This window comes from Sellimonas sp. (assembly GCF_047234585.1).
GTDB lineage: Bacteria > Bacillota > Clostridia > Lachnospirales > Lachnospiraceae > Sellimonas > Sellimonas caecigallum.
The window spans coordinates 45,748-72,033 of record NZ_JBKSWG010000013.1; the positions used below are offsets into that span (position 1 = coordinate 45,748).

Below are 26,286 nucleotides of genomic sequence, written 5' to 3' on the forward strand. Positions count from 1 at the left end.
GGATAGAGTAGTTCTGTACTCCTTCCGGTACGAAGTAGTCTCCGCCTGCGATGAACTTATCGCCTTCCATGAAACGGATGTTCATGATAACGTCTTTCTGGATCTTTTCTACGTTGACATCCAGTTTGCCGCCTTCTTCTGCAAAGAAATCTCCGGATACTGTCATGCGGTATCCTTCCGGCACATACTGTTCCAGGATAGAGTAGTTCTGTACTCCTTCCGGTACGAAGTAGTCTCCGCCTGCGATGAATTCATCTCCATCCATGAAACGGATGTTCATGATCACTTCTTTATTGATCTTCTCTACGTTGACATCCAGTTTGCCACCTTCTGTCGCCATAAAGTCGCCGGATACTGTCATACGGTATCCTTCCGGTACATACTGTTCCAGTACAGAGTAGTTGTTTACTCCTTCCGGTACGAAGTAATCTCCGCCTGCGATGAACTCATCTCCATCCATGAAACGGATATTCATGATTACATCTTTTTCTACTTTTTCTACACTGACTTCCAGTTTGCCGTCTTCTTCTGCCATGAAGTCGCCAGATACTGTCATCTTGTATCCTACCGGTACGTACTGTTCCAGTACAGAGTAGTTCTGTACTCCCTTCGGCACGAAGTAGTCTCCGCCACCAACGATCACATCACCATCTTTGAACACAATGTTCATGATGACAACCTTGGATTTCTTTGCTACGCTTACGTCCAGATGTGCGCCTTCTTCTGCCATGAAGTCGCCGGATACTGTCATTTCGTATCCTTCCGGTACGTATTTTTCCAATACAGAGTAGTTCTGAACTCCTCTTGGAACCATGTAATCGCCGCCCGCTACCACTTCATCGCCATCTTTGAACTGAATGTTCATGATGACTTCTTTATTGATTTTCTGAACAGGAACAGTCAGGGTACTATTTTCCACTGCCATAAAATCTCCGGATACTGTCATCTCGTATCCTTCCGGTACGTACTGTTCCAGTACGGAGTAGTTCTGTACTCCTTCTGGTACAAAGTAGTCGCCGCCTGCTACCACTTCATCGCCATCCTTGAACTGGATATTCATGATCACATCTTTCTGAATCTTCTCGATGTTGATTTCCAGCTTTCCGCCATCTTCTGCATAGAAGTCACCAGACACTGTCATCTGATATCCTTCCGGTACAAGGCTTTCCAATACAGAGTAATTCTGAACTCCTGCCGGAACCATGTAATCGCCGCCTGCGATCACTTCGTCCCCACATTTAAACACGATGTTCATCCTCACATCTTCCTGGATCTTTTTGATGCTGACTACCAGTTTGCCGCCTTCTTCTGCATTGAAATCACCGGATACTGTCATTTCATATCCTTCTGGCACATACTGTTCCAGTACGGAGTAGTTCTGCACTCCTTCCGGTACTGTGTAGTCGCCGCCTGCTACCACTTCATCGCCATCCTTGAACTGGATGTTCATCGTGACATCTTTCTGGATCTTCTCTACAGTTACATCCAGAGATTCTCCTTCTGTTACCATAAAGTCTCCAGATGCTATCATCTGATATCCTTCCGGTACATACTTTTCTAAGATGGAGTAGTTCTGTACTCCTTCCGGGAGGAAGTAATCTCCGCCTCCAACATTGTTGCCTTCGCTGTCTTTGAAGACGATGTTCATGATAACATCTTTCTGGATCTTTTTGATGCTGACTACCAGTTTGCCGCCTTCTTCTGCATTGAAATCACCGGATACTGTCATTTCATATCCTTCCGGCACATACTGTTCCAGTACAGAGTAGTTCTGTACTCCTTCCGGTACTGTGTAGTCGCCGCCTGCTACCACTTCGTCGCCATCCTTGAACTGGATGTTCATCGTGACATCTTTCTGGATCTTCTCTACATCAATAACCAGTTTCTGTCCGTCAGATCCGAAGAAACCGCCGTCTTCTTTGAACTGATATCCTTCAGGCAGATACTGTTCCAGTTCGGAAAACTTTTGCCATCCAGCCGGCACCTCATAGTCGCCGCCGGCGATTACTTCTTCTCCACATTTGAACTGAATGTTCATCGTAACATACAGCCAAACATTCACTTCAAGTTTTCCACCTTGTTCTGCGAAGAAATCACCGCTTTCTGTTATCTTGTAGCCCTCCGGTACATACTGTGCAAGCACAGAATAATTCTGTACTCCTGCCGGTACAAAGTAATCTCCGCCAGCGACAACATCGCCGTTGCCATCTATGAATTGTATATTCATAGAGACGGTTTCCTGGCTGCTTTCATCTGCTGTGTTCTGTTCTGCCACAGAAGCCGCATTCGCATCTGCCGCAAGTGTAACCGGTGCACTTGTAGCTGCCACAGAAGCTGCCAGAATAGCTGTGATGCATGCACGCATCAACTTTTTCCTGTACATCTAGTATCTCCTCCTAATTTTCTCCCTCTACTTTTTCATAATTTCAAGGAATGATATTTCTGTTTAAATATTGCTGTATCACAGTAATAGTCTGTCTGTTCCGATATGCCACCGTATTATACCTTCAGCACATATTTAAACACTTTCATTCTACCCCTCCCCTATATTTTTGTCAACCAACATTTTCCATATTTTCCATATATTGGATGACTCTTTTTTACCACTTTTTTGTCATTTTTATCACTTCACAATGCCGGTTATTGATTTTAAAAAGAAGATCTGTTTCAAGAGCAAAACAATGGACACAAAAAGACGTCGAGTTTCAAAACTCGACGTCTTCTATTCATACTGCTCCTTATTCTTTTATAACACGGCCTGACTTATCTTCTTTCTTACCTTTTCTCTGCCCATAATATCCGTAATGACGATATCCATAACCATATTTATAGCCATATCCACCATATCCGTAGCCGTATCGTTTTCCTTTTTCACTTAAATCGCCGTTAAAAACATAGCCCAGCATATGGAGACTGCTCATATTCAGTGTCTGGATACCGCTTCTGATTTTAGATAGTTTTGTATAATTGTATCTTACCACATAGAGAGCTGCGTCAACATGTCTCGCCAACATAGCGGCATCGGCCAGCAATTCCGCCGGCGCCGTGTCAAGAATGACATAGTCCGCACTTTTGGACATTGTACTTAAAAGTTTCCTCATCTCTTTCTTTCCAAGAAGGGAGGCATCCGCCTGGCTTGGCTTTCCTCCGAAAAGGACAAGCATTGCGCCCTCCGGGAGATCCACCTTCGTCAATGCTTCTGTCAACGAAACATTGCCTCTCAGGACTTCTCCGATTCCCGGGTGTTCCTTTTCTTCTCCCATCAAAGCTGCAACAGAAGGATTACGTGGATCACAGTCTACCAAAATCACTTTTTTTCCCTGTTTTGCAAGAGAGACGGCCAAATTAACAGCCAGAGTGGTTTTGCCTTCGCCTGGCACAGAACTTGTCACAAGAAGCGTCTTCAGATTCTGATCTTCCATTTCTTTTAGAACTCTAAGCCGCAGTTTACGTATAGATTCCGTGTAATGTGACGGGATGCGTTCATTTAGGAGAGAAAGTTCCGCATTTTTTCTGTTCTTCCGTCTTTTCTTCGCTTTTATGAAGGGGATGCTGCCCATATCCGGAAGATTGATATACTGTTTCAGCCTATCTTTGGATTTTACCGTTCTTCTGCTCAGTACATAGATACATAAAATCACAAAAGCGACAATGGCACCTTTCAGAGCACCTCTTTTGTAAGATCCACGGATCACTGTCTGCTTTTGTGTATCTTTCGGCACCCCTGTCTCATCCAGGACTTCCAGCTTTGTCTCCCCAAGGACAAATTCTGCGACCTGCGGATACGATTCGATGACTTGCTGCAATGTGTCATACGCCATCTGCGCATTTCCGGAGGTTACAGAGATAGTCAGAAGATTTGTTCCTTCCTCTGCAGTGACATCGATCGATCCCTGGATTGCATCTACACCCATCTCCTGGGCCACCACTTCCTGCAGTGCTCCGCTTTCAAGTATATACGGAAATACTTCCGCCATCTGCGCAGCGGAATTCGCATCAACATACCCTCCGCCTCCGGTTGGTGTTGTGACTGTCATCGTAGCAGACGCAACATACTGCGGCACATAAGAAACGCTAGTGGAAAAATAGGAATAGGCCGCAAATCCCACGATCAGAATGATCATCAGAAACCATAGTCTTTTTATTCCATATAAGAAGTCGGAAATCACGTTGACAATATCAATTTTTTCCGCTTCACTGATTTTTTCATTCTCTGTCAATTCGCTTCTTTCACTCATTTCGTCTTATTCTCCATTCCGGTGCATTTTCGTGTATTTTGCATATTTTCCATATCTACCATATCCATATTTGCTGTACTTGCCCACTGCTGCACTTGTAAAACCGCCGAATGTCATCACACCGTTTAATACAACCCCAATCACACGGCATTTCAAATCACGGAATCGGTCAAGCGTATCGTTGATGTCTTCTGCCAAAATATAATTCTGCCTTGATACGAGCATCACTGCGTCCGCATAGGAAGCATAGATTTCCGAGTCTCCGATAATCCCCGCCGGAGGGCTGTCAATGATGATGTAATCTACCTGACTGCGCAGCTGTTTGATCAGTTCTTCCAGTTTTCCGTTCTGAACAAGTTCTGTGGAAGACGAGTAGCAATTCTTACCGCCTATATAAATCAGCCCCGGGAAGTTGCTTTCCATCAAAACATCTCTCATCTGAAGATTTCCTTTCAGATATTCGCCCAGCTCTTTTTCTTCCGGTACCCGTTTCCCGAGAAGCAGGAACTGAGATGGCCGTCTGAGGTCCCCGTCTATGATGACCACCCTGCCTGATTTTTCTGCCAGAGTAATGGCCAGATTCGCGGCAACCGTAGATTTTCCTTCATTCTCAGATACACTTGTCACGACAAGCACTTTCGCTTTGCTTTCTTCCATCTGGTACTCTACACGAGACGCCATCTTTTTATTACTTTCCACAAAGTCGAATCCTGCCAATGGGTTGTTGATCAACAGTCCCTCTTTTTTTCTGTGTATCAGATCGGAAATTGATTTATACTTATATTCAAATGGAATCGCGCCAAGGCTTTTGGCGTCCAGTTTGCTTTCCACCTCATCTTCTCTCTTGACTGTGTCTTTCAGATAAGAAAGAACTGCAAACAGAAGGACAAGAAGAACACCCGCACCCAGAAATGCTTTTTTACTCATGGAGTTTGCATTTAACGGATTGGTCGGGGAAAGCGGAATCCCCGGTTCCTGCAGCGGTTCCAAAATCGCACTGCCAAGAGAATAATAGGAAATATCCGAATAATGCTCCATAATCGTGTTGATCACATCAAAGGCCTCTCTTGGTGAAGAAGAAGTAACCCGAAGTTCCAGAAGGTTTGTCTCCCCTACAAGGGAAGTCTGAATATCCGCATCAATCTCATTTTTCCCAAGCTCTTTCTGAAGGATCTTCTGCATGGAAGAACTCTTTATAATCTTTCCAAAAGTCTCCGCCATACTGTTTGCATTCCCGAGTGATGAATAGGATCCGGCGCCACTTCTGGACACCGCCGCAAACGTTGCAGATGTAGTGTACTGCGGAACATACAGCATATTGGATGCCACGAACGCAATCATAGCAGCCGTTATCGCTCCAAGCAGAATAACCCACCAGTTCACAAGGATATCATGAATCAGCGTGACCGGCTCCAGTTTGTTTTCATTCCAATATTGGGTTATATTGTCATTCGCATTCTTTTCCATGACTTTACTCCTCCACTACTACCGTCAGTTTAGTCGTTCCTGTGATGCCATCTTCTGAAGTATATGTATATTCCACTGTATATGTCCCCGGAGTGTTGTAATCTGTCTGATCATTTGCAGACACATCCCCGGCGTCCGCATCGCTAAGTCCTCTGTCCCCAAAGAAATATCCTGTTCCGTTATGTTCCAGTCCTTGAAGATAAGAAGCCGGATCAATCTTCTGTCCTTTCTTTGTGTAAACGATATACTGTGAAAGCATCGGATAATACCTCAGGCCTTCATCCCGGTTTTCCGAATCTACGACGGTAAGCTCCAGCGGAACGACACATGTATCTCCTGCGCTGTTGCTTACCTGCGCTGTAAGCGCATATGTGCCTGGGCCATTGATATAGACGTCATCATTTAAACCTGCACGTATCTTGTTCGTAATATCCCCATCCAGACAATCCGTGGCCGTCATTCCTGCCCCCATATCCAGCTCTTTCAGGTCTTCCTCCTTATAACGAAGTGCCTCGCTTAGCTGTATCTGCGGAGGAGTATAGTCCGTATACTGGACTTCTCTGCTGATCTCCGCCGCATTGTTAGACGAATCAAATACTACATATCGAATGGTCCTCTTGCCATTTTCTGTAAATCGGGACATAGATGCGATCCGCACAGAATCAGTGAGATCTCCATCCTTGTTATCCCGCGCACTGACTCCTTTCAGGAGTTCCTTTTCGTCCGCCTCCACACTGACCGTAATGCTTTCCGAGTCACAGCTCATGACCGGCGGCGTCGTATCCCGGGTAATCTTGTCAAAAACGATATAACCGCCCAATCCAATCAGCGACAATACAAACAAAACCACAACTGCTAACCTTACTTTTCTCATGTCTTCTGCTCCCTGCTACATTTTCTCTCTTTTATGCATCGTTCCGCTAAACCGTTTCGTATTCTGCCCTGCGCAAATCAGTCTGGGATTGATCTGAAACAGCAAATCCAGATATTTCTCAGGATAATTCTCCAAAAGCAAATCATATACCTCCGCCATATCCGTCGTCCTTCTCTCCACCCCGTGGGCGTCGCTTGCTATAGACGTGATCTGGCCATGGTCCAGGAGGAAGTAAGCCGTATGCCGGGCCCGGCTCCCGAACCTGCCAAGAAAGCTTCCTTTATTGACCTGAATACGGATCCCCATCTTACGCCACTTTTCAACAATCTTTAGATCGCCCTGTACAAAGCGATACCGTTCCGCATGGGCGACGATAGGCCTTGCCCCGACATCCAATGTCCTTTCCAGGATATAAAAAGTGAAATCCGGATCCTCCTCAAAATCAAACTCCATCAAAACATACTTTGTCCGATTGATCGTCATGATCTTTCCGTCCGATAAAAGCCGCGGAAGATCCGATGTAGCAAACACTTCCATCCCAGGCATGAGATTGATGGGGATCTGCTCTTTCTCAAGAACCCTTTTCGCCGAGCGAAACGCTTCCGCATAGCGGATTCCGAAGTAATTTTCAAAGATTCCCGGAATATTGCAGTGGGGCGTGGCAACGATATCCGTCGTACCACTCTCATATGCCATAACCGCCATCTCAATTGTATCGTATAAATCCTGTGCGCCGTCGTCCAGCCCTGGCAGAATGTGTGTATGTATATCTATCATGTCATCTTCCTTGTTCTGCTTTCTTTTATTCAATCGTTTCCTATTATATCACAGAATTGCCGCCTGTAACAACCTGCACTTTCTACCATTTTTTATCGGAACTTCATCCTGTTTTTGATACTGTAAACGGACAAAAGAACCCTGCGCAGCGGAATCACTCGAATCCACACATGTTCGAAAAATTCCCACCAGAAATCTCCTGCCTCCATCATTTTCCCTTTCCGCTTTACTTTAATGACACGGGCAAAAATCTGATTCCTGTCCAGCGGCCCTTCGATCTCCGTCTGTCCGTCCCCTATCATGTAATATCCTTCGGGCGCTTTCCTGCAAATCCGATGCATCACATATCGCCCGTCTTTGCGCTGATAGAACACCATATCTCCGCGCTTTAGTTCCCGGTCCGGCCTTGTAAAGAAAATGAAATCCCTCCGGTGAATGAGAAAGGGAGCCATACTGCTCCCTGCAATCTGCATAGAAACGACCTTCCCTGTCTCCGCCAGCTCCCGAAGTACAGATACATATTCCCTTGTGTCGACAATCTTTGTCTCCATCATTTCTGCTCCTTTAAAAATCCATGGCCATGCGGCTTGATTCTTCTTCACTCAGCTCTGTAACCTTTGTCTCCATAACACGGTAAACTCTCTGGCAAAGATTCAGAACACTCGGCCTGTGCGTCGTCACGATACATGTTTTGTTCGGATGCTGCTTTACGATATTTCGCAGTACCGTTCTCTCTGTCGTCACATCGAGAGCCGATGTAGCCTCATCCAGCAAAAGGATCGGCGCATCCCGGAGCACTGCTCTTGCAATGGCAATCCGCTGGGCCTGTCCTTCGGAAAGTCCGCGGCCCCTCTCTCCCAGATTTGCGTTGATCGTATCCGGAAGCTTTTCCACGAAATCCCACGCACACGCGATCTTCAGCGCTTCCACAATTTCTTCGTCCGTTGCGTCTTCCTTCACAAGACGCATATTCTCCGCAATGGTTCCGGATATAATGGTGTTTCCCTGAGGCACGTAGGCAAACAGATGCCTTGTCTCCGCATTCATCCGGATCCTGGATCCGTTGGCCGCCACCATATGAACCTCGCCCTCCTGCGGGCGGATCAATCCAAGGATGAGACGGATCATCGTTGTCTTTCCCTCTCCTGACGGGCCAACCAAAGCTACGATCTCTCCCGGAGAAGCCTTAAAGGCGGAATCCGTGATGACTTTCGCACCATCCACATAGGAAAAGTTCACGTTTTGCATGGAAATCTCAAACCCATCCTCCACATACTGATCCATACTTCCGCTTTCCGGAATATGGACTTCCTTTGGAAGCTCTACCAGCTCACGGATCCGGTGTGCCGATACCGAGCTGTTCAGGAAAGACGGAATAATCGAAACGACTTTATTGAAAGCGGATGAAAGATTACTCCTCTGCTGCAAAAACAGCGTCATCGTCCCGTAAGTGATATCGTTGGTCCAAAGGCGGAACAGGCAGTATCCAAACGCCGTAAACTGTACGATCATGCCGAGGATGGACAGGAAAATATTTGTCTTGATGGTAAACAAATTGTATTTCAGGCTGATGTCCCGGAACTTTCTCTGCCACCAGCGCATCTTTTTGCTGTAATGATCCGCCACACCAAAAGACTTGATGGTATCAAAATTGTAAAAAGCTTCCACCTCGAACGTCATCAGATCACTGCTCATCTCCCGCACTTTCTGACTGTAATCCCTCTGCTTCTTAATAGTAAACCGTGACATCAAAAGCATGAACGGCGCACTTCCAAGTGCGATCACAGCCATGATCCAGTCGTAATGGAGAATCACGAAAAATGTGGCGATGAAATTGTATATGGCGATGAGGATCGTCGGAAGCCAGCTTATGGCATTGCTGCTGACTGTCCCGATATCTCCGTTAAATCGGTTGAGAATATCCCCATTCGAATACTGATTCAAGGAAAGCCAGTCGGCATCGACGATCTTGTCAAAAATATCCGCCTGAATGTCGTTGTTGATATCGATGCTGAGCTTTGCGGAAATCCGGTTGATAATACTGCTAAACAACAGACTGAAGGCGGAACTCCCCACCATGATCAGAACCATAACCCAAAGCTTGCTTACCTCATGTCCGGTAATGATATCAATCATATATTTACTGGCCACACTGCTGACAAGTCCCATGGACGTACTGAAGATTCCAAGGAAGGTATAAAATGCAATGGCCCCCTTGTATCTTGCGCTGTAACTGAAAATCCATTTCCAGTCATCTATAATCTCTGAAAAAGTCCCGTCTTTCCACCTGGAAATCAAAATGTCCAGCGATTCAAAAGACGGGGACTTCTGATCTTTTTCTTCTTCCTGCATAAGTCCCTCACTTTGCTGTTCAAAATAAAATTACGAGACTAGTATACGTTCTATCATCACGAATGTCAACATGACAGATGCATTGCATCATCCAGACAGTCTACCGCATGCCGGGATATCGTACACCCAAGCTGATATACCGGAATGTGGGACAGCACGTCTTCGATCAAATCCATGGCGTACATATGGGCCTGGGTATTCCACCGATTGATAGTAATCTGGCTGTAGAGAAGGGAGAATGCCTCCCCTTTTGTAAGCAGTCTTGCGTGATCTTCTTTCGCCTGCTCCAGCATGACGATGGCCCGGACCGGCATGGTCTCATTCTGACAGATTTCGGATGTACCGCACACAGGCCACCCCTGCACGATCCACTCATTTCCTTTTCTTGTGAGCAGTCCCCGGTCCCCGTTGACCGTCCGACTTCCCCGGTACTTTTCCCACAGGTTGGCCTGAGTCGTTTTCCCTGTCTCGGATGGGGCGGAAAAAAGGATGGCCTTTCCCTTATATTCCACATAGGCACAGTGGAGGATCAGGCTGTCTCTCGAAATCAGCCGCCTCTCCAGCGCCATCAGAGAAGAAAACACGGGGTCGATATTCAGTCCTTCCAGGCGAGCCGGATCCAGATAAATCCGGGCCGATCTGTCCGTCGTCTCCTCATAGCAGGCATAATATCCCTCCGTACCTTTCACTCCGATGAACCGCATCTCCCGGTTCCCATCTGTAAATACGGCCAGATCCGGCCTCATCGCCGTCTGCCGGCCTGCGGCCTTTGGAAAATCAGAACGGATTTGGATCTCGTATTCGTACTCCGGAGCTGCCCCCTCTTTCCGAAACAGCATGAAATTCGGCGGAGGAGTAATCTCCTTCGGATACCGAAGCTGAAAGCAAAAATCGCCAATCTGAAATGTCTCAGTCCTCTCCATCTTCCATTTCCTCCTGTTCCATTTTCAAAAGCCGCAGCGACTCTTCCGCATAGCGACACAAATACTCCGGTACGCGGTCATAACTTCCCTCCTCAAGAAGCGCTGCAGCCGCGCACGTCCTGCACAAATGTCTGAGACGGCACACACTGCATCTGGAATTTAAGAAAATCCTGCCGGTCTCTTCCACGATATACTGCCACGCCTTCTCAAATCCCACCTCAAACACGGAAACCGCCGGTTCCGTCATGATGACACACGGGCGCATCTCTCCCTGCCAGTTGATGGTAAACGAACACCGGCCCGCCATGCACGTTACAGGTCTCGGAGCCGCCGGTTCCGTCTGCTCCCTCTCCACCTGCTTGATGGACTGCCGCACATACTGAGGAAACAGCTCCGGCCCCATCTCTCGCTTCAAAGCATGAACCCTTGCTCTGGCCGCATCCTCCGGATTGAGGCGCGCCTGCATATCGAACGGTGCGCTCCGCTCCCGCTCTGCAGGCATCATATACGTATCGATCCGCACCGGGACCTGAAGTTCCTCTTCCATATCCAGAATCTTATCCAGGTCTTTCGCATTCTCTTTTGTCAGGCTTCCGCCCACTTTTACATCCACCCCATGTTCCCGCAGGAGGCGAATCGCCCGAATGGTCTTTTCAAACCCGCCCGGATAATGACAGAGATCCCGGTACGTCTCTTCTTCTGTGCCGTACAGCGTAATGTTGATCCTCCTTGGTCTATGGGCGCCAAAAAACGCCGCCCACTCTTCGTCTATCAAGGTTCCGTTAGTGTTGATCGTAAGGATCATTCCCATCTCCCGCAGTCCGAGATACACTTTTTTGAATTCCGGAAAAAGCAGCGGTTCTCCTCCTGTCAAAAGTAAAAACAACACGCCACTCTTCTGCATCTGGCGTCCAATCTCCAACCACTCATCCGCAGTGCGCATCCTTCCTTTTTGCTCCATCTCCTCTCTGCTTAATCGGACATAGCACATGGCGCAATTCATGTTGCAAAGAGGCAAAAGTTCGATACTCCCATTGGCAGGAGTCCTTGTCCGTCTGGCTTGATCCAGCAGCATCCGCTCCACAGTCGTTGTATCTTCCATCAGATCCATATCTATAGTCCTCCTATTGTTGTTGCTTCCAGTTTCAGTGTAATCCTTAACTGAAAATAGACCGGAACACTTTCCGGTCTATTTGTTATTATGTATTTATCAAGATTTAGCTGTTTCCCATGAATCCTGATCAAGGTTTGTGGTACAATGAACATTATCATTATGGTTACCCTTCCAGATAATTACTGAAACAGGATTGCTGGTATTTCCCCGTGCACAGTAATATCCGTCATAAAACCCACTATTCGATTCTGCTTCATGAGTAGTTTCACAAGAATGAAATCCACTTATCGGGAGTCCCAAAAAGGTGTCATACGATGCTATTTTATCATCACCACCTCTTCCCGTCTGAAGTCCCGGTCTACCATTGGTTTCCTGATAAACGCTTCCCCATACTCCATCGCCAGCGTCACACTTAAATTTGTATACGACACCACTGTCGCCACATGCAGCAACATACTCGTTTGCCGCAAATACTTCCCCTCTCATCATTGGCCTTACATATTCTCTTTTCATAATTTTCCACTCCTTGTCTTTGAAAACTTTCTATTGTAAAACCTCTTTTTTTACATCTATTACTTTTTAACTATACTCTTAGTATACGAAGAAGTCAAGCTTTTTCAATGCTGATTTCATCGTTTTCTTTTCCTCTCCACATACCTGAAGTTACCATGTTCTGTCTTCTTTTGTGCATTCGATGAAACCGATGCGCAGCAATTCAGAGACAAGCGCCGCCGTATCCTGCTTTGCGGTTTCCTGATCCACTTCAAACTGCTCTGTCAGCACATGCACCATCTCATCCAGGCTGTCTACTTTCTCCAGATTTTCCCAGATGACCTTGGCTGTCTCCGTCAAAGTCAGCATCCCGTTAAACTCTTCCGCCGCAGCTCCAGTCGGTACAAGAATCGTCTCCCCTGCGACAGTGCGCATAATGAACTCTTTTACAATCCTCATGTGTTATGTACTCCTGCTTTGTGTCATTTCGTCTTAACTGTTCTTATTATAATCGGTTCTGAGCCAATCGTCAACAAGATATGGTTTCCAATTCCTCCCACACAAAACTGCGGATAAATATGAAGAGTCGGGATAAGATTATTGTATGATCTTATATTTCTTCAGCAGTCCTATTCTTTTGTTTCCTATCTGGACAGATTCGATAGCGCTGTTCTCACTTATTTTTCCCGTCTCCCTGATATAATGGAATATGCGCTGTACCCATGCCACAGGCAGAAGGAATGGATGTCTCTTTATATATGTATAAGTCCGTTCCATATATTCTCTTTCTGGAAAAAGGGAATGCATGAGAGAAGCTTTTGCAGTCTGTCCTTTTTTATCTTCGGTTACCGCCTGAAGCGTCATATTGCTGCTGTGCTTTCTGCTCATGGTAGCGTCTCCAAACACGCCCGCGTCCAACAGATCCTCCAGAAGGTCTTTTCCATCTGCTTCCAGAGATATCCAGCTTTCCGGATAGCAGGCTTTTTCTCTGTCAAAATCCAGCTCCTTTTCCCCTATATCGAACAAAGAGGCTGCAAAGAGATCGCCATGAAATCTTCTGCATTTCTCCAGTACTTCCTCCCAGTCAATCTGAGAACCATATGTATTGGCAAACATCACGATGTCACATACCTGACGGATACCAAAACCGCTGTGTAAAAAGTGTTTAAATGCATGCAGAAGCAAATATAACAGGTGGTCTGTCGGACTTAAAGTAAATACTTCCATACCGTTAATCTGGCATGACATTTTCTTTTCAAATATTTCATCAAACACGGAGTTGAAATCGCCATATGCATCCGATTCCGATGGAAAAAGTTCTTTATGTAATTCGATATAAAGGGCGGAATTCTTTTTTACATAAGGTACTTCTCCGGCTTCCCAAATATTTTCCTCTGAATTTGGGCAAAGCAGGCCATTTTCCGTAAAGATTTCATGACATTTCGAAAACTGCTCTCTTGGGATAAGCAGATCTTCATCGCTGGAAGTCCGATAATCCGGATCCCGATACAGATTCCGGCAGATGATCCCTTTGACCACAAGCGGGGTCACTCCCTGATCTGCAAGTTTTCTATACAGAACAAGGAATTCTTCTGTCTTCATTGTCTGGAGCATCACTTTCCGGAGCATACGGCTTTTGATCATCTGAACTGTCCCTTGCTGCAGCGTCTGGAAAGCCGGGCAAGTATACACCGCATCGTATATCATCGGAAGTACTTGCTGCTCCTCACACAGCTTAAAGAACTCCATCCACTCGCCTTCTGTCCATGTCTCATTCCAATCCGCCTTCTGTCCTGCAAGATACAAGCGAAGCGCTTCGAGAAATTTTCTGTTTTTCATCTCTTTTTCCATATTGCACCACTCTTTTCCGTCTTTCTTGTTCTGCCTTGTTTTTATCTGTTGCGGAAATATTTTCCAAAAACATCCAGAAATAAATCGAAGCCGGAGTTCCATTGCTTTGCCTCCGACTTCCTGAAATATAGAAAATTTTAGCGCAAAAAAAAGAGAGGCTCCTCATACTTAAGTATGAGAAATCTCTCATGATTTTTAATATATTTTCTGTTCCTTTCCAATGCTCAAAGCCTGTGCTCTGGTGGACACCCCTAGTTTTTTGTAGATATTATAGATATGGCTCTTTACTGTCGTAATCTTTACATTCATCTTTTCCGCGATCTCGGAATTGCTGTATCCGCGATCCAGGTATTGAAAAATGAGTTTCTCTGTTTCCGTCAGAACTTCCTGCCCTTTTCCTCCTGTACGCTCCTCGAGATATTTCCCTTGATTTTTGCCTGCTTTTCTTATAATAAAGTCCAGCCAGTCAAGGAGCGGCATCGTCTTCACGTTGCGGTAGTAATACTTCTTTTTTCTTTTCTGCACAGTGACTGTTCCCGCCTCCACCCATTCCCTGTATTCACAAAGGAGCTTCTCTCCTTTCTTTCCGTATCCTATATAAATATAGACATATCGGAATGGCTCCGCGATCCGAAAAGACTCAGCAAGGTACCGCATGGCTGCCGTGTCACTTCCCAGTTCTTTTTCAACGAGCGCCCTTTGAAAGAGAGCTTCCGCCCAGTACTTCCATATCTTATTTTTCTCCACGTAAGGCAAAAACAAGTCCAACGCCTTCCTTGCCGCATCATAATTTCCCAGAAAGAGATGCACTTTGACTGCAGCCATCAGATGCAGTTTTGTTTTTCCTGCTTTATTTACAATCTCTCCGCCGGTATCCCGAAACCAGCGAACAAGATGTTCCTTTTCTCCTGCCCGGGCTTCTGCCAGATAGTACAATGACATGGAGTTGTAGCGGCAGATTTCATCCTCCTCGTGTTTCAGAAATTCCAGCAATGGTCCCATTTTTTCTGAGATGATGCCTTTTTCCCTGGATCCCTCCACAAAGAGATACATCAAAAAGAGGATACCTACACGGATCTTCCAGGAAGACTGTAAAGGCAGAAGGTTCAGCGCCCTCTCCGGTTCCCTGGCAATCTGATCTGTCTGATACAAGTATTCTGTACGGGCGATTTCGTATCCAAGCCTATTTTCCTCTGAAAGGCAAGCAAACCACACTTTTCTGTAATGGGATTCCTGCTCTTTCGATTTGGAGAACAATTCAGAGAGATCTCTAAGACCGCTAAGCCAAGAGACTGCTTCCCCTGGCATATCGTAGAGGCGGATCGGCTTTCCCGGATCTATCAGCTTTTCCAGTAAACCCATCCATTCATCCATAGAAATCTCCGGGTTGGTGTATGCGATGTTGAAAAATACTTCTTTCCACATCTCCCGCTGTCTGCCCGTTCTTTCCGCCCACTTCAGACATGCTTCTGCTCTTTTATACCATTTTCGCATCTCCGCGGTATCCTGGCGAAAGAATACTTCCATCCAGCGAATATAAAATAATTCCGGAGTATCTGGTCTGCCCACATCGAGCTTCGGCAAATATGGCAAAAAGGGAACCTTTGTGAAATTTCGGATGAGGCATTCCCGCAGTCTGACCTGATCTTTCATCCTCAGACAGCACTCTATCGCCTCCGCAGCATATCCTTTCTTTTCATACCACCAGATTGCCTTTTGGCATCTCTTTTCATCAATGACGGCAGGAATTTCCAGGCGGATGATGGGCTGAATGTACCAGTACTTCTGTTCCGGAACAAAAACCATGATCCCCCGGACAAACAGATTCTCCTCCAGCTCTTCCTGTGCATCCTCCCATAGAAGACTTACAAGCTCACGCTCCAGCCTCGGAAAAGCGGCCCGCTCCTGCAGCAGCTTTTTCTCGTCTTCCGGGAGACGATCCAGAATTTGCTTCCGGATATACTGCCGGATTTCATATCGGCTCCAAAGTTCCTTCGTGGACCATCTGTCCGGATACTGCCGCAATATCCTTACCATCAGGGCAAGGCATCCTGCCCACCCTCCGGTAAAGCGGTAGGCCTGCTCGCAGTCCAGCCTGCTTTTCTGTGCTTTGATATAGCGATATGTCTCTGTTCTCGTAAACCAGAATGTACTTGGATAGACAATATCCATCACTCCGTTCCAGAAAAATTCAAGCAGCTCCTCCGGCAGCTTCCCTCCTGTCGCCAGGATAACCTTGTCTTCCCGAGGCACTTTCCGCAGAAAATCCCAGAATTTTTCATTTAGTCCCGGATACGGACGTTCCTCCAGAGGTCTTACAAGGTACCATGTACATGCTTTTCCCTGCCTCTCCTCCCGCGGAACCGGAGACAAGTCTTCTATGGAACAAATGAGCGGATACACTTCGGAATGTTTTTCCAGCATCATCCGTACTAATGTTTTCTTACCGATACCTGATATTCCATACAGGCAAATTACAGCCGAACGTTCGATCATCTCCTCAACCGGCCCAGTTTTGTCTACTCTCACTGTATCATTTAACCCCATACTGCGATTCCTCCCGTGCCAAACAACTTATGAGTCTATTTCATCCAGCATTTTGTTTGCCTTTAATTTTTCCAGGAATTCCTCCCAGTCTGCCTCCAAAACATCCGGTTCCACATCGTACTCCTGCTGGATCTGCCTCCTGATTGCGTCTGGCGTCATTCCTTTCCGGAACATTTCCCAAAACACTGCTTCCATCTGATTCAGCACTATAGGATCACGAGGACTGTCGCCTTTTTTATCCGCAAAAACAATCACGAATTCTTCTCCCAGCCGGCACAGCATAAGATTTTCTCTTATCTTCATCTTGTATCCCCACTCTTCTCTTTTGATTCTTGTCTATTTTTCCGGCTTTATCTCCAACAAAGCCACTTCGGGACGATTGTTCATTCTTGGAAGAATCTGTTTTTCGCTTCCGAGACCGCTTGTCACAAAAAGCTGCAGCTGATCTTTTTCATAAATTCCATGGACATATTCCGGAAACCACCCCTGATCGCCGCCATAGAGTCCTCCCAAAAACGGAATGACAATCTGTCCGCCATGATTATGTCCGCTTACCACCAGATCCACATCCCACACAGTGCTTGCATCCCCGAAAATAAAGCTGTCCGGGCGATGGGAAATCATGATCTTCATATCCTCTGTCTGCCCAAACTCAGTCAGAAAATCTTTGATATCCTGCGGCGCTGCCATGGCGTCATTGTCCCCATTGTTTCCAAATGCATAGTCATACAGGCCACCAATCCGTATGTTTTCTCCCTGTATTTTCACATCCACAAATTTTTTGTCAAGTACAATTGCACCGGCCTGTGTCAGCTCCTCAGACAAATCTACAAAAGCGTCTTCCATATACGCGATTTCGTGGTTGCCCAGTCCATAAAACACTGGAGCTATCTGTGCCAGTTCCCGCACAAGGGCAACCGGGACTTCTGAAGATTTGGAATCCTCGTTTAGCATATCTCCGGCCATCAGTATCAAGTCCGGATTCTGTTGTGATATCATTTCCACCAATTTCTTATTTTGAGCGCCAAATGAATGATTATGAAGGTCTGAAATGACGACAGCTCTGATTGCAGTTTTACAGTTTTCCAAAGAAACCGCATATTTTCTTACAATAAGTGCATTTGAAGATTTCCATATATCGATGCCGATATATGCTGCGATGCATACAAGCAAAAGAATGATTATCATTAGAATATGTCTTGATTTTTCCCCATGATTTCTTTTCATAAAACCCTTTCTTCCTGTTTTATTAAAGAAACTTTTTCCCAAATCGAGATTATACTAGCAAATATCAAAACACGTGTCAAGGCGGCTTTATTGATTCAAAAGAAAAAGCGATAAAACTTTTGTTTTACCGCTCAAAATGAAACTTATTCCCGTTCTTTATTCTATACATCAGATCTTTTCCTCTGCGGGTATCTAAAAGTGGCATGTCCAAAACTACAATGTCAATTCCTTTTTTCTTCGTCAGTAAACGCCATTGCTCAAGTATCTCTGTATAATTGCGTCCCAGACGATCAATGCTCTTGATATAGAGCAGATCGTCCTTTTTTAATTTTCGTACGAGCTGCTTATACTGCGGACGTTTAAAATTTTTTCCAGACTGCTTATCTATAAAAAATAAAAATATTTTTCTCCGGAATATCCAATTCCTGCAGTGCATCCAACTGCCTATTTTCATTCTGATCATAACTGCTAACACGTATATATCCATATATTTTTATCAAAAACATCAACTTCTCTCCTAGTACATATAAAAAATGAGACATTGTTTTCGGCAATTTCAAATATTATCAATTTCCATTATCCCATTAATCAATGGTCTTTTTAATAATATAGCTTACCCAACAAACAGATAGAGATATTCATCAACAAAAAACCTTACCGGTTTTCGGAATCAACCCGAAAACCGATAAGGTTTTGCATTGTTGAAGTATTCATTTTTCTGAAAATCAGGAATCCAGTTCTACTGTGAATCTCGTCTTCCTTTTTTACAGCTTTCACTATAATACGTCATAATTTCTATCTTTTATTGAAAGGAGAAATTACACACCTTTCTCTAAGTCCGCAATTTCTCCCATATCCGGCAGCCAGATGTCCGATGCATCTACGCGGCTTTCCGTATCTTTCTGCTGCCCTCGTATGGTAGATGGAATCTTTCCTTCCAGCTGTGCTCTGACACTTTCTGCACGAAGTAAGCAAAATTTTCCAATGGTCTCTGCCCCGGTTAGAAAATCCTCATAAGAGCAGAACGCTGTCGCATCTTTTTTCAAATACGGGGCAATCATCTTTATTGTACTGGCAATCTTTTTTTCAAAACGTCCATTTTCAAAATATCCCTTGATAAAGTCGCTAAAATAAGTATGATACTGCGAGAAATATTCGTCTTGTTTCATAAGATTATGATAAAGCGGCCGGTTCATCATAATCTCTCCGGATCCGGGAGTATCGATCGGATAGTTGACATAAAGTTCTGCGTCATTGATTGGATCCGGCATCCCTAGAGAGTAGGTGGCAAACGCAAGATTGTAATCCCAGGGAAGTATACTGATCAGTCCGTCTTCTTCGTACAGAAAATAATTGTGTCCTGTACGTCCCAGATAACTGTCCAGATTTACGACAAACACCTGCACGACAAAATAGCGAAGCACTTCATCCACATTTACTGCCAGCTCCAGATCCTTACCTTCTGACAGAGTCCGCAATGACTGGATCAATCTTTTTTTATCCTCTTCTTTTACATTGAATTTTGCATTGCGAAAAATATTATCGTAATCTGCCGGATCATCTGATATATATTGTAGTGCCACATCTCGATTTTCTTCTTCCAAAGAACGGTAGTCCGGCTTATAAAGCTGACCGTGATCCGTCCCATAATTACGTCTGGCGAAAGCCTCTTCCGGTTCTTCCACCGCCAAAAACAACCCCCAGTCTTTTCCATTCACTGTTACTTCTGTATAGCTGCACAAAGGCGCAGGCACTCCCATATATGCCATCATGTCATAAGCCAGGTAATTTTTCATATAGGTATTATCCTGATATGACGAATCCAACGAGAACTTGTCCAGCCCATAATATGTATTTCCATCCTGAAAATGGTCAAATTCCAGCTTCAGGCTATACCGATCCAGCCCATATTCTTCTACAAGCCTAAGAGAATTGTTTCCTTTGGCACGCAGTCCGATGGAAGAAAATAATTCTCCGTCAATCTCTACATCACATTCTGTATACTCTTCCTCTGACGCCGTTTCGAGAAATTTTTCCCAGTCATTGATTTTTATATCGATCGAATGTACATAGCTGTTATCAAAAAGACGCGATGCGTAATCTGGTACAGAACTTGCCGGACGTATCCCAAACCTTTCTCCGCACAAAAACAAAACTGTGAGAATGCAAGCTGCAGCGGCAGTACTGATACAGATAATATCAATATATCTATGCTTCAGCATATTTGCTACCCCATGTAATCTCCATTGTAAGAAACAAGTACTGTCTGCGTCACACCTTGGATTTCAGCAACTGCATTGACGAAGGACGACTCCCCTTCTTTAAAACGTACTTCATAATTTAATTCAATACACCCAGGCGATACAGATTTGCTTTTCAGCTTAAGTCCTTTTACATGACTTTTGATATACTGCTCCACCTCTTTTTCCTGGGACTCTGTCTGACAATGCACTACCAGGATATACGGCCGCTCCAGATTTTTTCTCCCTGAAAATACCAGAAGTATAATTCCAATGAACATGCTGCCAAATACCGCAAGAGGCAGAAAACCCGCCGCCAAAACAATCCCCGCCGCAATACTCCAAAAAAGAAACGCGATATCCATCGGCTCCTTAATCGCAGTCCGGAATCTGACAATTGAAAGCGCGCCTACCATACCAAGTGAAAGTACGATATTGCTTGTCACAGCCAGAATCAAAAGGGTTGTGATCAATGTAAGCGCTATGAGCGTCACTCCAAAAGAAGCGGAATACATCAGTCCACAGTAGCTTTTTTTATATATAAAGAAAATGAACAGCCCAAGCGCAAATGCGAGGATAAGGGCCAACGTCATATCCAGAATCGGTACTGCATTTGCATGTTCCAAAAAACTGGATTTAAAGATATCCTGAAATGTCATACTCTCATTTACCTTTCGTCAATCATATTTTCGGCACACCGCATATTTGGAGTATGCCCCTGTCTTTCTATCCGGCATCTGCACCGACATCTTTACAATATCCGGTAAAAAAGCATCATATTTTACTTCAAGCACCGTGTGGCCCGGCGCAGCAGCTATATACTGTCTTTTGGTATTCAAAAAATCCAGGTTGTAAAGCCCTGTATGAAGCTTCCGATCCAATGTGATGCGCACGTTGCCCGGCATATATGTAAATGCTTCTCTTTCGTATCTTACGATCGTTTTTGGTCTCAGAAGTTCCCCTTTCATCTTGCTGTACAGCTCAATCAAAAGAGGATCTTCGCTCTCGAGAAGAAATGCAATTTCTCCCGCAAGCAAGCTGGCCGCCTGTTCATAAGTGAGATTGGCGCTCCGTTTTGAACATAGCCCGCCTTTTTTTATCTTTTTTTCTAACCTTAAAAAAGTCAGATCTTCTCCGTAATATCTCAACCTAAATTTCTCCCTGCTGCTTACCCCTGCAATTTTTTCAACAAGAGCTTTGTCGTTAGGCGTATCAAAATACAGGCTGTTCACATTATATACTCCCCTCTTCCCGGCATGGCTGTCGCGGGGGAACAGCCTGCCGAGACGTTCTGAAAGCAACCTGTCTTCTGCCGGGGTAATCACATGTTTTAATTCATGTCTGAATATGCTGTGTGTTTTTTTAATCATCATATCCGGAATCTCCGCCGTCATATCCGGAATTTCCATCATCATATCCGGAGTTCCCATCGTCATATCCGGAATCTCCGCCAGTTGATGGTGCAGGTGTGGACGGAACCGGATTTTGTGCCGGAGCACTATAATCTGTCACACCATCATTATTTGTACCATAGTCTGTATCATTATAATCCGTCACACCATCATTGTTTGGGCCGTAATCCGTATCATTATAATCTGTCACACCGTCATTGTTCGGACCGTAATCCGTATCATTATAGTCTGTCACACCGTCATTGTTCGGGCCGTAATCCGTATCATTATAGTCTGTCACTCCGTCATTATTCGGGCCGTAATCCGTATCATTATAATCTGTCACGCCGTCATTATCCGGGCCATAATCTGTATCACCGTAATTTGTCCATCCATAGTTGCTTTCCCCCTCTACGGCTACTGAATTCGCCAACTGTTTGGAAGCTGTGTACTCCTGAATGCCAGCCACAATATTTTTCAGAAAATCATCTCCCGGAAGATAGGATCCGGCTTCTATTTCAAGTGTGATCTGTTTTTTCTCCTGATCTGTTTCTTCCACGAAATAGCCGGCATCGTTGATCTTCGCTACAAGTTCACTGATGACATCTCTGCATGCCTTTCCTTCATACCCTTCATATTGGGTAATCACTTTCTTCCCGTCATCGTTTCTTCCCACTACTTTTGTTACCATTCCGTTTTCATCATAAGACACTGCAATTTCCGGATTTACTTTAAGACAGATAACTCCGCTCTTTTCATTTGTCTGGCTCTGTTGTTTCTGCGGTTCCTGCACCTGTCTCCTACTTCCGCATCCTGCAAGGATTCCTCCCATAAGCCCAACTGTCAATACTGCTGCAAGCGCCGTAATACAATGTTTTTTCTTCATAATTCATTTCTCCTTTACTCTTTTGATTTTGTTTTTGATTATGATTTAGAATACGTAAGCAAAATCCGGAAAACGGGGTTGAAACAAAAATTTTTTATATTTTTTTCCGCTGCATTTATTATAATAGATAATTTTTTTCGTGTCTTACATTTTACGTATGTTTAACGTATATATTACCTGCTTTTAACGAAGAAAAAATATAATGGGCGTAATATTTTAGTTTTGACCCTAAAAATAAAAATTCCAGTTCGTATTCTATACTATAGGAGGATATTACTCATGAATGAACTGCATGATCTTGCTGATCAAGTATACACTGCCAAGACAGATCCAGAAGTGGCAGATGCTTTGATTCGTCAGTATATGGGGTTTATCCGTGCTGAAACAATAAAATTCATGAAACGGACTCCCATCGAAGGACAGGACGAAGAACTAAGCATCGTGATGCTCGCTTTTTACGAAGCGATTTTAAATTATGAAAGGAAGCGAGGAGCTTTTCTTGCATTTGCATCCCGTGGTATACGGAACCGGCTGATCGATTATTACAGAAAAGAAAAGCGGCATGCAAAAGTAGTTTCCCTACATGAGCCTTTGCAGGATGACGAAGAAGACACTCTGAAAATCGACCATCTGGAGGATCCTAAAAATGAAATCGAAATGACACACCAGCGCGCTGCAGCAAAAGAAGAAATCGAAGAATTTGAAAGACAGCTTCTTACGTTTGGAATTTCTTTTTCTGAGGTGGCAGACAACTGTCCAAGACAGAAGCGAACTTTACAGGCCTGTGAAAAAGTCCTGTCCGCTGCAAAACAAAATCCGGATCTTCTTAATGAGATGCTACATACAAAAAAACTTCCGATAACAGCTCTTGTACAACACTCTGGAGTAGATAAAAAGACAATAGAAAGGCATCGGAAATATCTGATTGCAATTTTGCTTGCATTTACTAATGGATATGAAATCATCCGCGGACATCTCTATCATCTGTCCCCTTAACAAAAACCGATGAACCATAACAGAAATGGAGTCAAAAATGAAAAAAGATACATCTTATCTAGTAATGGAAGTTCACAGTGCATATGCGGTCCTTCTGTCCGATGACGGACGTTTCATAAAAGCTGCTAACCACGGTTACCAGACCGGAGATGTCGTTACCAACATTATTCCTCTAAAATATCCCGACGAGAAGAAACGGCAGCACCGTCACATTATCGCATTTGCTGCCAGCATGGCAGCCTGCATTTCCCTGCTCGTATTCGGCGTATATGAATATCAATACATCTTCCAACCATACGGAACCGTTCAGATGCAGATCAATCCGGAAATAGAACTCACACTTAGCCGTTCCGGACGTGTATTAGATCTGAACGGACGAAATTCGGACGGTAAGACGCTTATAGACGGCTATGAGTATAAAGGAAAAGATAAAGAAACGGTTACTTCCGAGCTTACAGCTCTGGCAATACAAAAAGATTTCCTTTCTGAAGGCGGACAAATCCTGCTTTTGGCTGATTCAGACAATAAAGATTGGAATTCACAAACAGAAAAGGAACTGTTGACTTATTTAAATAACTATCTGAAAGATAAGTCTATTACTATAGAGATTGTGGCGGAACTTCCTGATGAAGACGCTGAACAAACACTTACGGAGCCTCAGACAATTACTATCCCTGCTCCGGATACACCTGAACCGGCCGAAAACACACCATCCGACAAGCCCCAACCTGAGACTCCTTCTTCTCAGCCGGTACAGCAGCCTTCTTCCTCCAACAACGATTCTAATTATCAAAACGATAATAGCGGTAATTCAAATTACGGAAATGACAACAGCAATGATTCTGGTTATGAAGCAGATACTGATGGAAACAGCAGTTATGAAGACTAGCTGTTTCCACGGGTTGTCAGCTCATAGCGGTGTATGTTGCGCATGGAGCGTACGCCGCTCCACAGCTTTTCCCCCTGAAAGGTCAAGAGGCTGCAATGATCAGCCAAGCGGTCAATCATTGCAGCCCAAAGGTATGTAAATGGGTAAATTTAACGTTAAACTATAGGTCAAAAATACTATCAGGAATGATTCGTGACGTCTATGAAATGATAATGATATCCCCATGGGGACTTATCGATTTCACGCACACATTCCTTCGCCCCGTTGACCCATCTCCTAAAATTCCACATGCCGACACATATTCATTTGGAACAAATTTCTGTACCAAAATTTCAGGCTCTTTCCATTTCTTTTTCATTCTATCCCGCCTCCCAAATCAAGAAAAGACCCTTTGACCTGTAATTTCTTATGTTTTTCTTACTCAATGTCACTCTCAAAGAGAACGATGGATCTGTCCACTCTTTTTCGCAGCCATATACACATCCTTAAACGTCCGTTTCATTCCGCCTCCGATCATGATGTTGTATGGCATAACAAGTCCGTCTGATATGATCACATCACGGAATGGAATAAACGTTGCCTCGACTATCAGAGGCATCGGCGCCCCGTAAAACATTTCTTCCCAGCTCGATATAATACCGCTGACCTGGTATACTTGTTCATCCTCCATGGATATAAAGATTGTACCCTTTTTCAGATGCCGTTCCATGATAAACTTTCCCTGGATCCTCCGTTTCCACCCCTGAATAATGTCCTTATGTTCCTGCGGGAGTTCCGGGTTTTCTTTTATGTACCGGTCTATGATCGCTATCTCTGACCAAAGTTTATTTGCAACTTCTTTTACTTCTACAGGATCCAGATTTTTTGCTTCCGCCATACTTTTCAATTTTTTGTTTACCCCATATGTTCTGTTTACGAAATCAAGCAGCGGCATCCAAAGCTTATAATATAACTGTCCATCTTCCTGTGATAACGTCATCTCTTTCGTCCTCCGTTTTTTTTTAATACTATGATTTTATCATAAATTCCCGAGCTGTTTTATACTGCCTGAAGCATTATTTAAAAACTTCATATAATTTCCCGCCAAATCCACGCTTAAAATATCTTCCATCTGGGGACATATATACATCAACAAATGCCTTGGTAACAAATACAAACTCTCCGTCATACGTAAAGCCACAGTCAATCTCGTCTTTCGCTTTTTTATTGCTCTCATTATAATCCGGCATAGTTTCTATCCTTTTCTGAGCTTTTTCTTCTAGTTCTTTATCGAATTCTTCCATTTCTTTATGGAGTTCTTTCCTATATTTTCGAAAACGCAATATTAAGCTCTCTTCTGTCATAAAATGTATTCGATACAATCCAAAAATGATTAAAACTAGCGAGGAAATCACTACACTGATCGACTGATGATGCATCAGATAAAATGCGATTCTGCATATCATGTAACCACACATAAATGTACCAAAAAATCGCATGAACCCGTATTTTGCATCTTTTTCTACACCAATATATATACCTGCCGCCAGAATAAGTCCTAAGATACAAAGCAGATTAAAAACCAGGATAAGATTTATCGTTTGTCGACGTCCTAATTCATATCCAATACTATTGCACACTATAATGAAAAAAGCAATCCCCATCAACAGGGATACACTTCTTACCTTTTCCCCCTTTTTGCGATGCTTCGTTTTCCCATATAGGTAATTACACACTATAGCCAATATATTAAAAGCAAGTATTGTCAAGGAATTGTATTCTATGACTTTAATAATAATATTTGTATACATTTCACTCCTCCTCGCTTTGCATTTGTAATTATCCGTAAAATTGTTCTTTTATGTTTGCACGTCATTCAGCATTCCATGGATTACACATGATAAAGATTTTCTATCTTGCTGACTTTCTCCCATGAATCTGTTGACAAACTGCATTCGTGCATACTGTGTACTGAATATTGTATACAGGAACTCTCTTTTACTTTTGTAACTTACCTATTCTCTTTTGTGATATATATTCTCT

Annotated in this window: 24 protein-coding genes and 1 pseudogene; 2 read left to right on the forward strand and 23 right to left on the reverse strand. The window is 44.2% G+C overall.

Going from position 1 to position 26,286, the window contains the following annotated elements; genetic code table 11:
- From ACLROL_RS07000 to ACLROL_RS07095, 20 genes and pseudogenes are all read right to left on the reverse strand, one after another.
- On the reverse strand, positions 1-2,383 hold a 2,383-nt coding region (locus tag ACLROL_RS07000), incomplete at its 3' end, for a hypothetical protein (RefSeq protein ID WP_413067548.1).
- A gap of 355 nt (positions 2,384-2,738) precedes the next feature.
- The gene (locus tag ACLROL_RS07005) at positions 2,739-4,238 is read right to left on the reverse strand and encodes a polysaccharide biosynthesis tyrosine autokinase (protein ID WP_413067549.1); all 1,500 of its coding nucleotides are present in this window, start codon (positions 4,236-4,238) and stop codon (positions 2,739-2,741) included.
- Positions 4,239-4,244: 6 nt separating this feature from the next.
- The gene (locus tag ACLROL_RS07010) at positions 4,245-5,705 is read right to left on the reverse strand and encodes a polysaccharide biosynthesis tyrosine autokinase (protein ID WP_413067550.1); all 1,461 of its coding nucleotides are present in this window, start codon (positions 5,703-5,705) and stop codon (positions 4,245-4,247) included.
- Positions 5,706-5,709: 4 nt separating this feature from the next.
- On the reverse strand, positions 5,710-6,579 hold the full coding sequence (locus ACLROL_RS07015) for an immunoglobulin-like domain-containing protein (protein WP_413067551.1): 870 nt from the start codon (positions 6,577-6,579) through the stop codon (positions 5,710-5,712).
- A gap of 15 nt (positions 6,580-6,594) precedes the next feature.
- Positions 6,595-7,356, reverse strand: coding sequence for a tyrosine-protein phosphatase (locus tag ACLROL_RS07020; protein WP_413067552.1), 762 nt, complete (start codon positions 7,354-7,356; stop codon positions 6,595-6,597).
- A 92-nt stretch (positions 7,357-7,448) separates the two neighbouring features.
- A complete protein-coding gene (locus tag ACLROL_RS07025; RefSeq protein WP_413067553.1) occupies positions 7,449-7,910 on the reverse strand; it encodes a S24/S26 family peptidase in 462 nt (153 codons plus the stop codon).
- A gap of 10 nt (positions 7,911-7,920) precedes the next feature.
- A complete protein-coding gene (locus ACLROL_RS07030; RefSeq protein WP_413067554.1) occupies positions 7,921-9,708 on the reverse strand; it encodes an ABC transporter ATP-binding protein in 1,788 nt (595 codons plus the stop codon).
- 65 nt (positions 9,709-9,773) lie between these two features.
- A complete protein-coding gene (locus ACLROL_RS07035) occupies positions 9,774-10,631 on the reverse strand; it encodes a hypothetical protein (protein WP_413067555.1) in 858 nt (285 codons plus the stop codon).
- The gene (locus tag ACLROL_RS07040) at positions 10,618-11,742 is read right to left on the reverse strand and encodes a radical SAM protein (RefSeq protein ID WP_413067556.1); all 1,125 of its coding nucleotides are present in this window, start codon (positions 11,740-11,742) and stop codon (positions 10,618-10,620) included. The genes ACLROL_RS07035 and ACLROL_RS07040 overlap by 14 nt, the downstream gene beginning before the upstream one ends.
- Positions 11,743-11,841: 99 nt before the next feature.
- Positions 11,842-12,258 (reverse strand): hypothetical protein, encoded by a 417-nt coding sequence (locus ACLROL_RS07045; protein ID WP_413067557.1) that lies wholly within the window; start codon positions 12,256-12,258, stop codon positions 11,842-11,844.
- Between the two features lie 150 nt (positions 12,259-12,408).
- A complete protein-coding gene (locus ACLROL_RS07050; protein WP_413067558.1) occupies positions 12,409-12,696 on the reverse strand; it encodes a PqqD family protein in 288 nt (95 codons plus the stop codon).
- 138 nt (positions 12,697-12,834) lie between these two features.
- Positions 12,835-14,088 (reverse strand): nucleotidyltransferase family protein, encoded by a 1,254-nt coding sequence (locus ACLROL_RS07055; RefSeq protein ID WP_413067559.1) that lies wholly within the window; start codon positions 14,086-14,088, stop codon positions 12,835-12,837.
- Positions 14,089-14,283: 195 nt separating this feature from the next.
- Positions 14,284-16,635, reverse strand: coding sequence for a helix-turn-helix domain-containing protein (locus ACLROL_RS07060; protein WP_413067560.1), 2,352 nt, complete (start codon positions 16,633-16,635; stop codon positions 14,284-14,286).
- A gap of 27 nt (positions 16,636-16,662) precedes the next feature.
- Positions 16,663-16,938 carry a PqqD family protein gene (locus tag ACLROL_RS07065; protein WP_413067561.1) on the reverse strand — a complete coding sequence of 92 codons (276 nt, stop codon included), beginning with the start codon at positions 16,936-16,938 and terminating at the stop codon, positions 16,663-16,665.
- Between the two features lie 33 nt (positions 16,939-16,971).
- Positions 16,972-17,862 (reverse strand): metallophosphoesterase, encoded by an 891-nt coding sequence (locus tag ACLROL_RS07070; protein ID WP_413067562.1) that lies wholly within the window; start codon positions 17,860-17,862, stop codon positions 16,972-16,974.
- A gap of 166 nt (positions 17,863-18,028) precedes the next feature.
- Positions 18,029-18,362 (reverse strand): annotated as a pseudogene (locus ACLROL_RS07075) (recombinase family protein); the annotation flags it as partial.
- 318 nt (positions 18,363-18,680) lie between these two features.
- Positions 18,681-20,084 (reverse strand): CotH kinase family protein, encoded by a 1,404-nt coding sequence (locus ACLROL_RS07080; protein ID WP_413067563.1) that lies wholly within the window; start codon positions 20,082-20,084, stop codon positions 18,681-18,683.
- A gap of 5 nt (positions 20,085-20,089) precedes the next feature.
- Positions 20,090-20,761, reverse strand: a complete 672-nt coding sequence (locus ACLROL_RS07085) for a DUF4956 domain-containing protein (RefSeq protein WP_413067564.1) — start codon at positions 20,759-20,761, stop codon at positions 20,090-20,092.
- 18 nt (positions 20,762-20,779) lie between these two features.
- Positions 20,780-21,538: a polyphosphate polymerase domain-containing protein gene (locus tag ACLROL_RS07090; protein ID WP_413067565.1), complete on the reverse strand. Its 759-nt coding sequence runs from the start codon at positions 21,536-21,538 to the stop codon at positions 20,780-20,782.
- Complete coding sequence (locus ACLROL_RS07095; RefSeq protein ID WP_413067566.1) at positions 21,465-22,379, reverse strand: hypothetical protein; 915 nt, start codon at positions 22,377-22,379, stop codon at positions 21,465-21,467. Before ACLROL_RS07095 ends, ACLROL_RS07090 begins: the two co-directional genes overlap by 74 nt.
- Before the next feature lie 279 nt (positions 22,380-22,658).
- Between ACLROL_RS07095 and ACLROL_RS07100 the strand changes: the two genes are divergently transcribed.
- Positions 22,659-23,375, forward strand: a complete 717-nt coding sequence (locus ACLROL_RS07100) for a sigma factor (protein ID WP_413067567.1) — start codon at positions 22,659-22,661, stop codon at positions 23,373-23,375.
- A gap of 37 nt (positions 23,376-23,412) precedes the next feature.
- Positions 23,413-24,264 (forward strand): hypothetical protein, encoded by an 852-nt coding sequence (locus ACLROL_RS07105; RefSeq protein ID WP_413067568.1) that lies wholly within the window; start codon positions 23,413-23,415, stop codon positions 24,262-24,264.
- Positions 24,265-24,463: 199 nt separating this feature from the next.
- Here the strand turns inward: ACLROL_RS07105 and ACLROL_RS07110 are convergent, their stop codons facing one another.
- From ACLROL_RS07110 to ACLROL_RS07120, 3 genes are all read right to left on the reverse strand, one after another.
- The gene (locus ACLROL_RS07110; RefSeq protein ID WP_221920005.1) at positions 24,464-24,622 is read right to left on the reverse strand and encodes a hypothetical protein; all 159 of its coding nucleotides are present in this window, start codon (positions 24,620-24,622) and stop codon (positions 24,464-24,466) included.
- A 75-nt stretch (positions 24,623-24,697) separates the two neighbouring features.
- Positions 24,698-25,243 carry a hypothetical protein gene (locus ACLROL_RS07115; protein ID WP_413067569.1) on the reverse strand — a complete coding sequence of 182 codons (546 nt, stop codon included), beginning with the start codon at positions 25,241-25,243 and terminating at the stop codon, positions 24,698-24,700.
- A 76-nt stretch (positions 25,244-25,319) separates the two neighbouring features.
- A complete protein-coding gene (locus ACLROL_RS07120) occupies positions 25,320-26,054 on the reverse strand; it encodes a hypothetical protein (protein WP_413067570.1) in 735 nt (244 codons plus the stop codon).
- Positions 26,055-26,286: the final 232 nt, after the last annotated feature.

Excerpts from the sequence above, each read along its gene's own strand:
- ACLROL_RS07035 (WP_413067555.1), bottom strand. The coding sequence starts at position 10,631 with ATGGAGAGGACTGAGACATTTCAGATTGGCGATTTTTGCTTTCAGCTT.
- ACLROL_RS07010 (WP_413067550.1), bottom strand. The coding sequence starts at position 5,705 with ATGGAAAAGAATGCGAATGACAATATAACCCAATATTGGAATGAAAAC.
- ACLROL_RS07040 (WP_413067556.1), bottom strand. The coding sequence starts at position 11,742 with ATGGATCTGATGGAAGATACAACGACTGTGGAGCGGATGCTGCTGGAT.
- ACLROL_RS07045 (WP_413067557.1), bottom strand. The coding sequence starts at position 12,258 with ATGAAAAGAGAATATGTAAGGCCAATGATGAGAGGGGAAGTATTTGCG.
- ACLROL_RS07105 (WP_413067568.1), top strand. The coding sequence starts at position 23,413 with ATGAAAAAAGATACATCTTATCTAGTAATGGAAGTTCACAGTGCATAT.
- ACLROL_RS07095 (WP_413067566.1), bottom strand. The coding sequence starts at position 22,379 with ATGAAGAAAAAACATTGTATTACGGCGCTTGCAGCAGTATTGACAGTT.
- ACLROL_RS07080 (WP_413067563.1), bottom strand. The coding sequence starts at position 20,084 with ATGCTGAAGCATAGATATATTGATATTATCTGTATCAGTACTGCCGCT.
- ACLROL_RS07115 (WP_413067569.1), bottom strand. The coding sequence starts at position 25,243 with ATGACGTTATCACAGGAAGATGGACAGTTATATTATAAGCTTTGGATG.
- ACLROL_RS07060 (WP_413067560.1), bottom strand. The coding sequence starts at position 16,635 with ATGGGGTTAAATGATACAGTGAGAGTAGACAAAACTGGGCCGGTTGAG.
- ACLROL_RS07070 (WP_413067562.1), bottom strand. The coding sequence starts at position 17,862 with ATGAAAAGAAATCATGGGGAAAAATCAAGACATATTCTAATGATAATC.
- ACLROL_RS07110 (WP_221920005.1), bottom strand. The coding sequence starts at position 24,622 with ATGAAAAAGAAATGGAAAGAGCCTGAAATTTTGGTACAGAAATTTGTT.
- ACLROL_RS07030 (WP_413067554.1), bottom strand. The coding sequence starts at position 9,708 with ATGCAGGAAGAAGAAAAAGATCAGAAGTCCCCGTCTTTTGAATCGCTG.
- ACLROL_RS07050 (WP_413067558.1), bottom strand. The coding sequence starts at position 12,696 with ATGAGGATTGTAAAAGAGTTCATTATGCGCACTGTCGCAGGGGAGACG.
- ACLROL_RS07025 (WP_413067553.1), bottom strand. The coding sequence starts at position 7,910 with ATGATGGAGACAAAGATTGTCGACACAAGGGAATATGTATCTGTACTT.
- ACLROL_RS07005 (WP_413067549.1), bottom strand. The coding sequence starts at position 4,238 with ATGAGTGAAAGAAGCGAATTGACAGAGAATGAAAAAATCAGTGAAGCG.
- ACLROL_RS07085 (WP_413067564.1), bottom strand. The coding sequence starts at position 20,761 with ATGACATTTCAGGATATCTTTAAATCCAGTTTTTTGGAACATGCAAAT.
- ACLROL_RS07065 (WP_413067561.1), bottom strand. The coding sequence starts at position 16,938 with ATGAAGATAAGAGAAAATCTTATGCTGTGCCGGCTGGGAGAAGAATTC.
- ACLROL_RS07100 (WP_413067567.1), top strand. The coding sequence starts at position 22,659 with ATGAATGAACTGCATGATCTTGCTGATCAAGTATACACTGCCAAGACA.
- ACLROL_RS07090 (WP_413067565.1), bottom strand. The coding sequence starts at position 21,538 with ATGACGATGGGAACTCCGGATATGATGATGGAAATTCCGGATATGACG.
- ACLROL_RS07120 (WP_413067570.1), bottom strand. The coding sequence starts at position 26,054 with ATGTATACAAATATTATTATTAAAGTCATAGAATACAATTCCTTGACA.
- ACLROL_RS07020 (WP_413067552.1), bottom strand. The coding sequence starts at position 7,356 with ATGATAGATATACATACACACATTCTGCCAGGGCTGGACGACGGCGCA.
- ACLROL_RS07055 (WP_413067559.1), bottom strand. The coding sequence starts at position 14,088 with ATGGAAAAAGAGATGAAAAACAGAAAATTTCTCGAAGCGCTTCGCTTG.
- ACLROL_RS07015 (WP_413067551.1), bottom strand. The coding sequence starts at position 6,579 with ATGAGAAAAGTAAGGTTAGCAGTTGTGGTTTTGTTTGTATTGTCGCTG.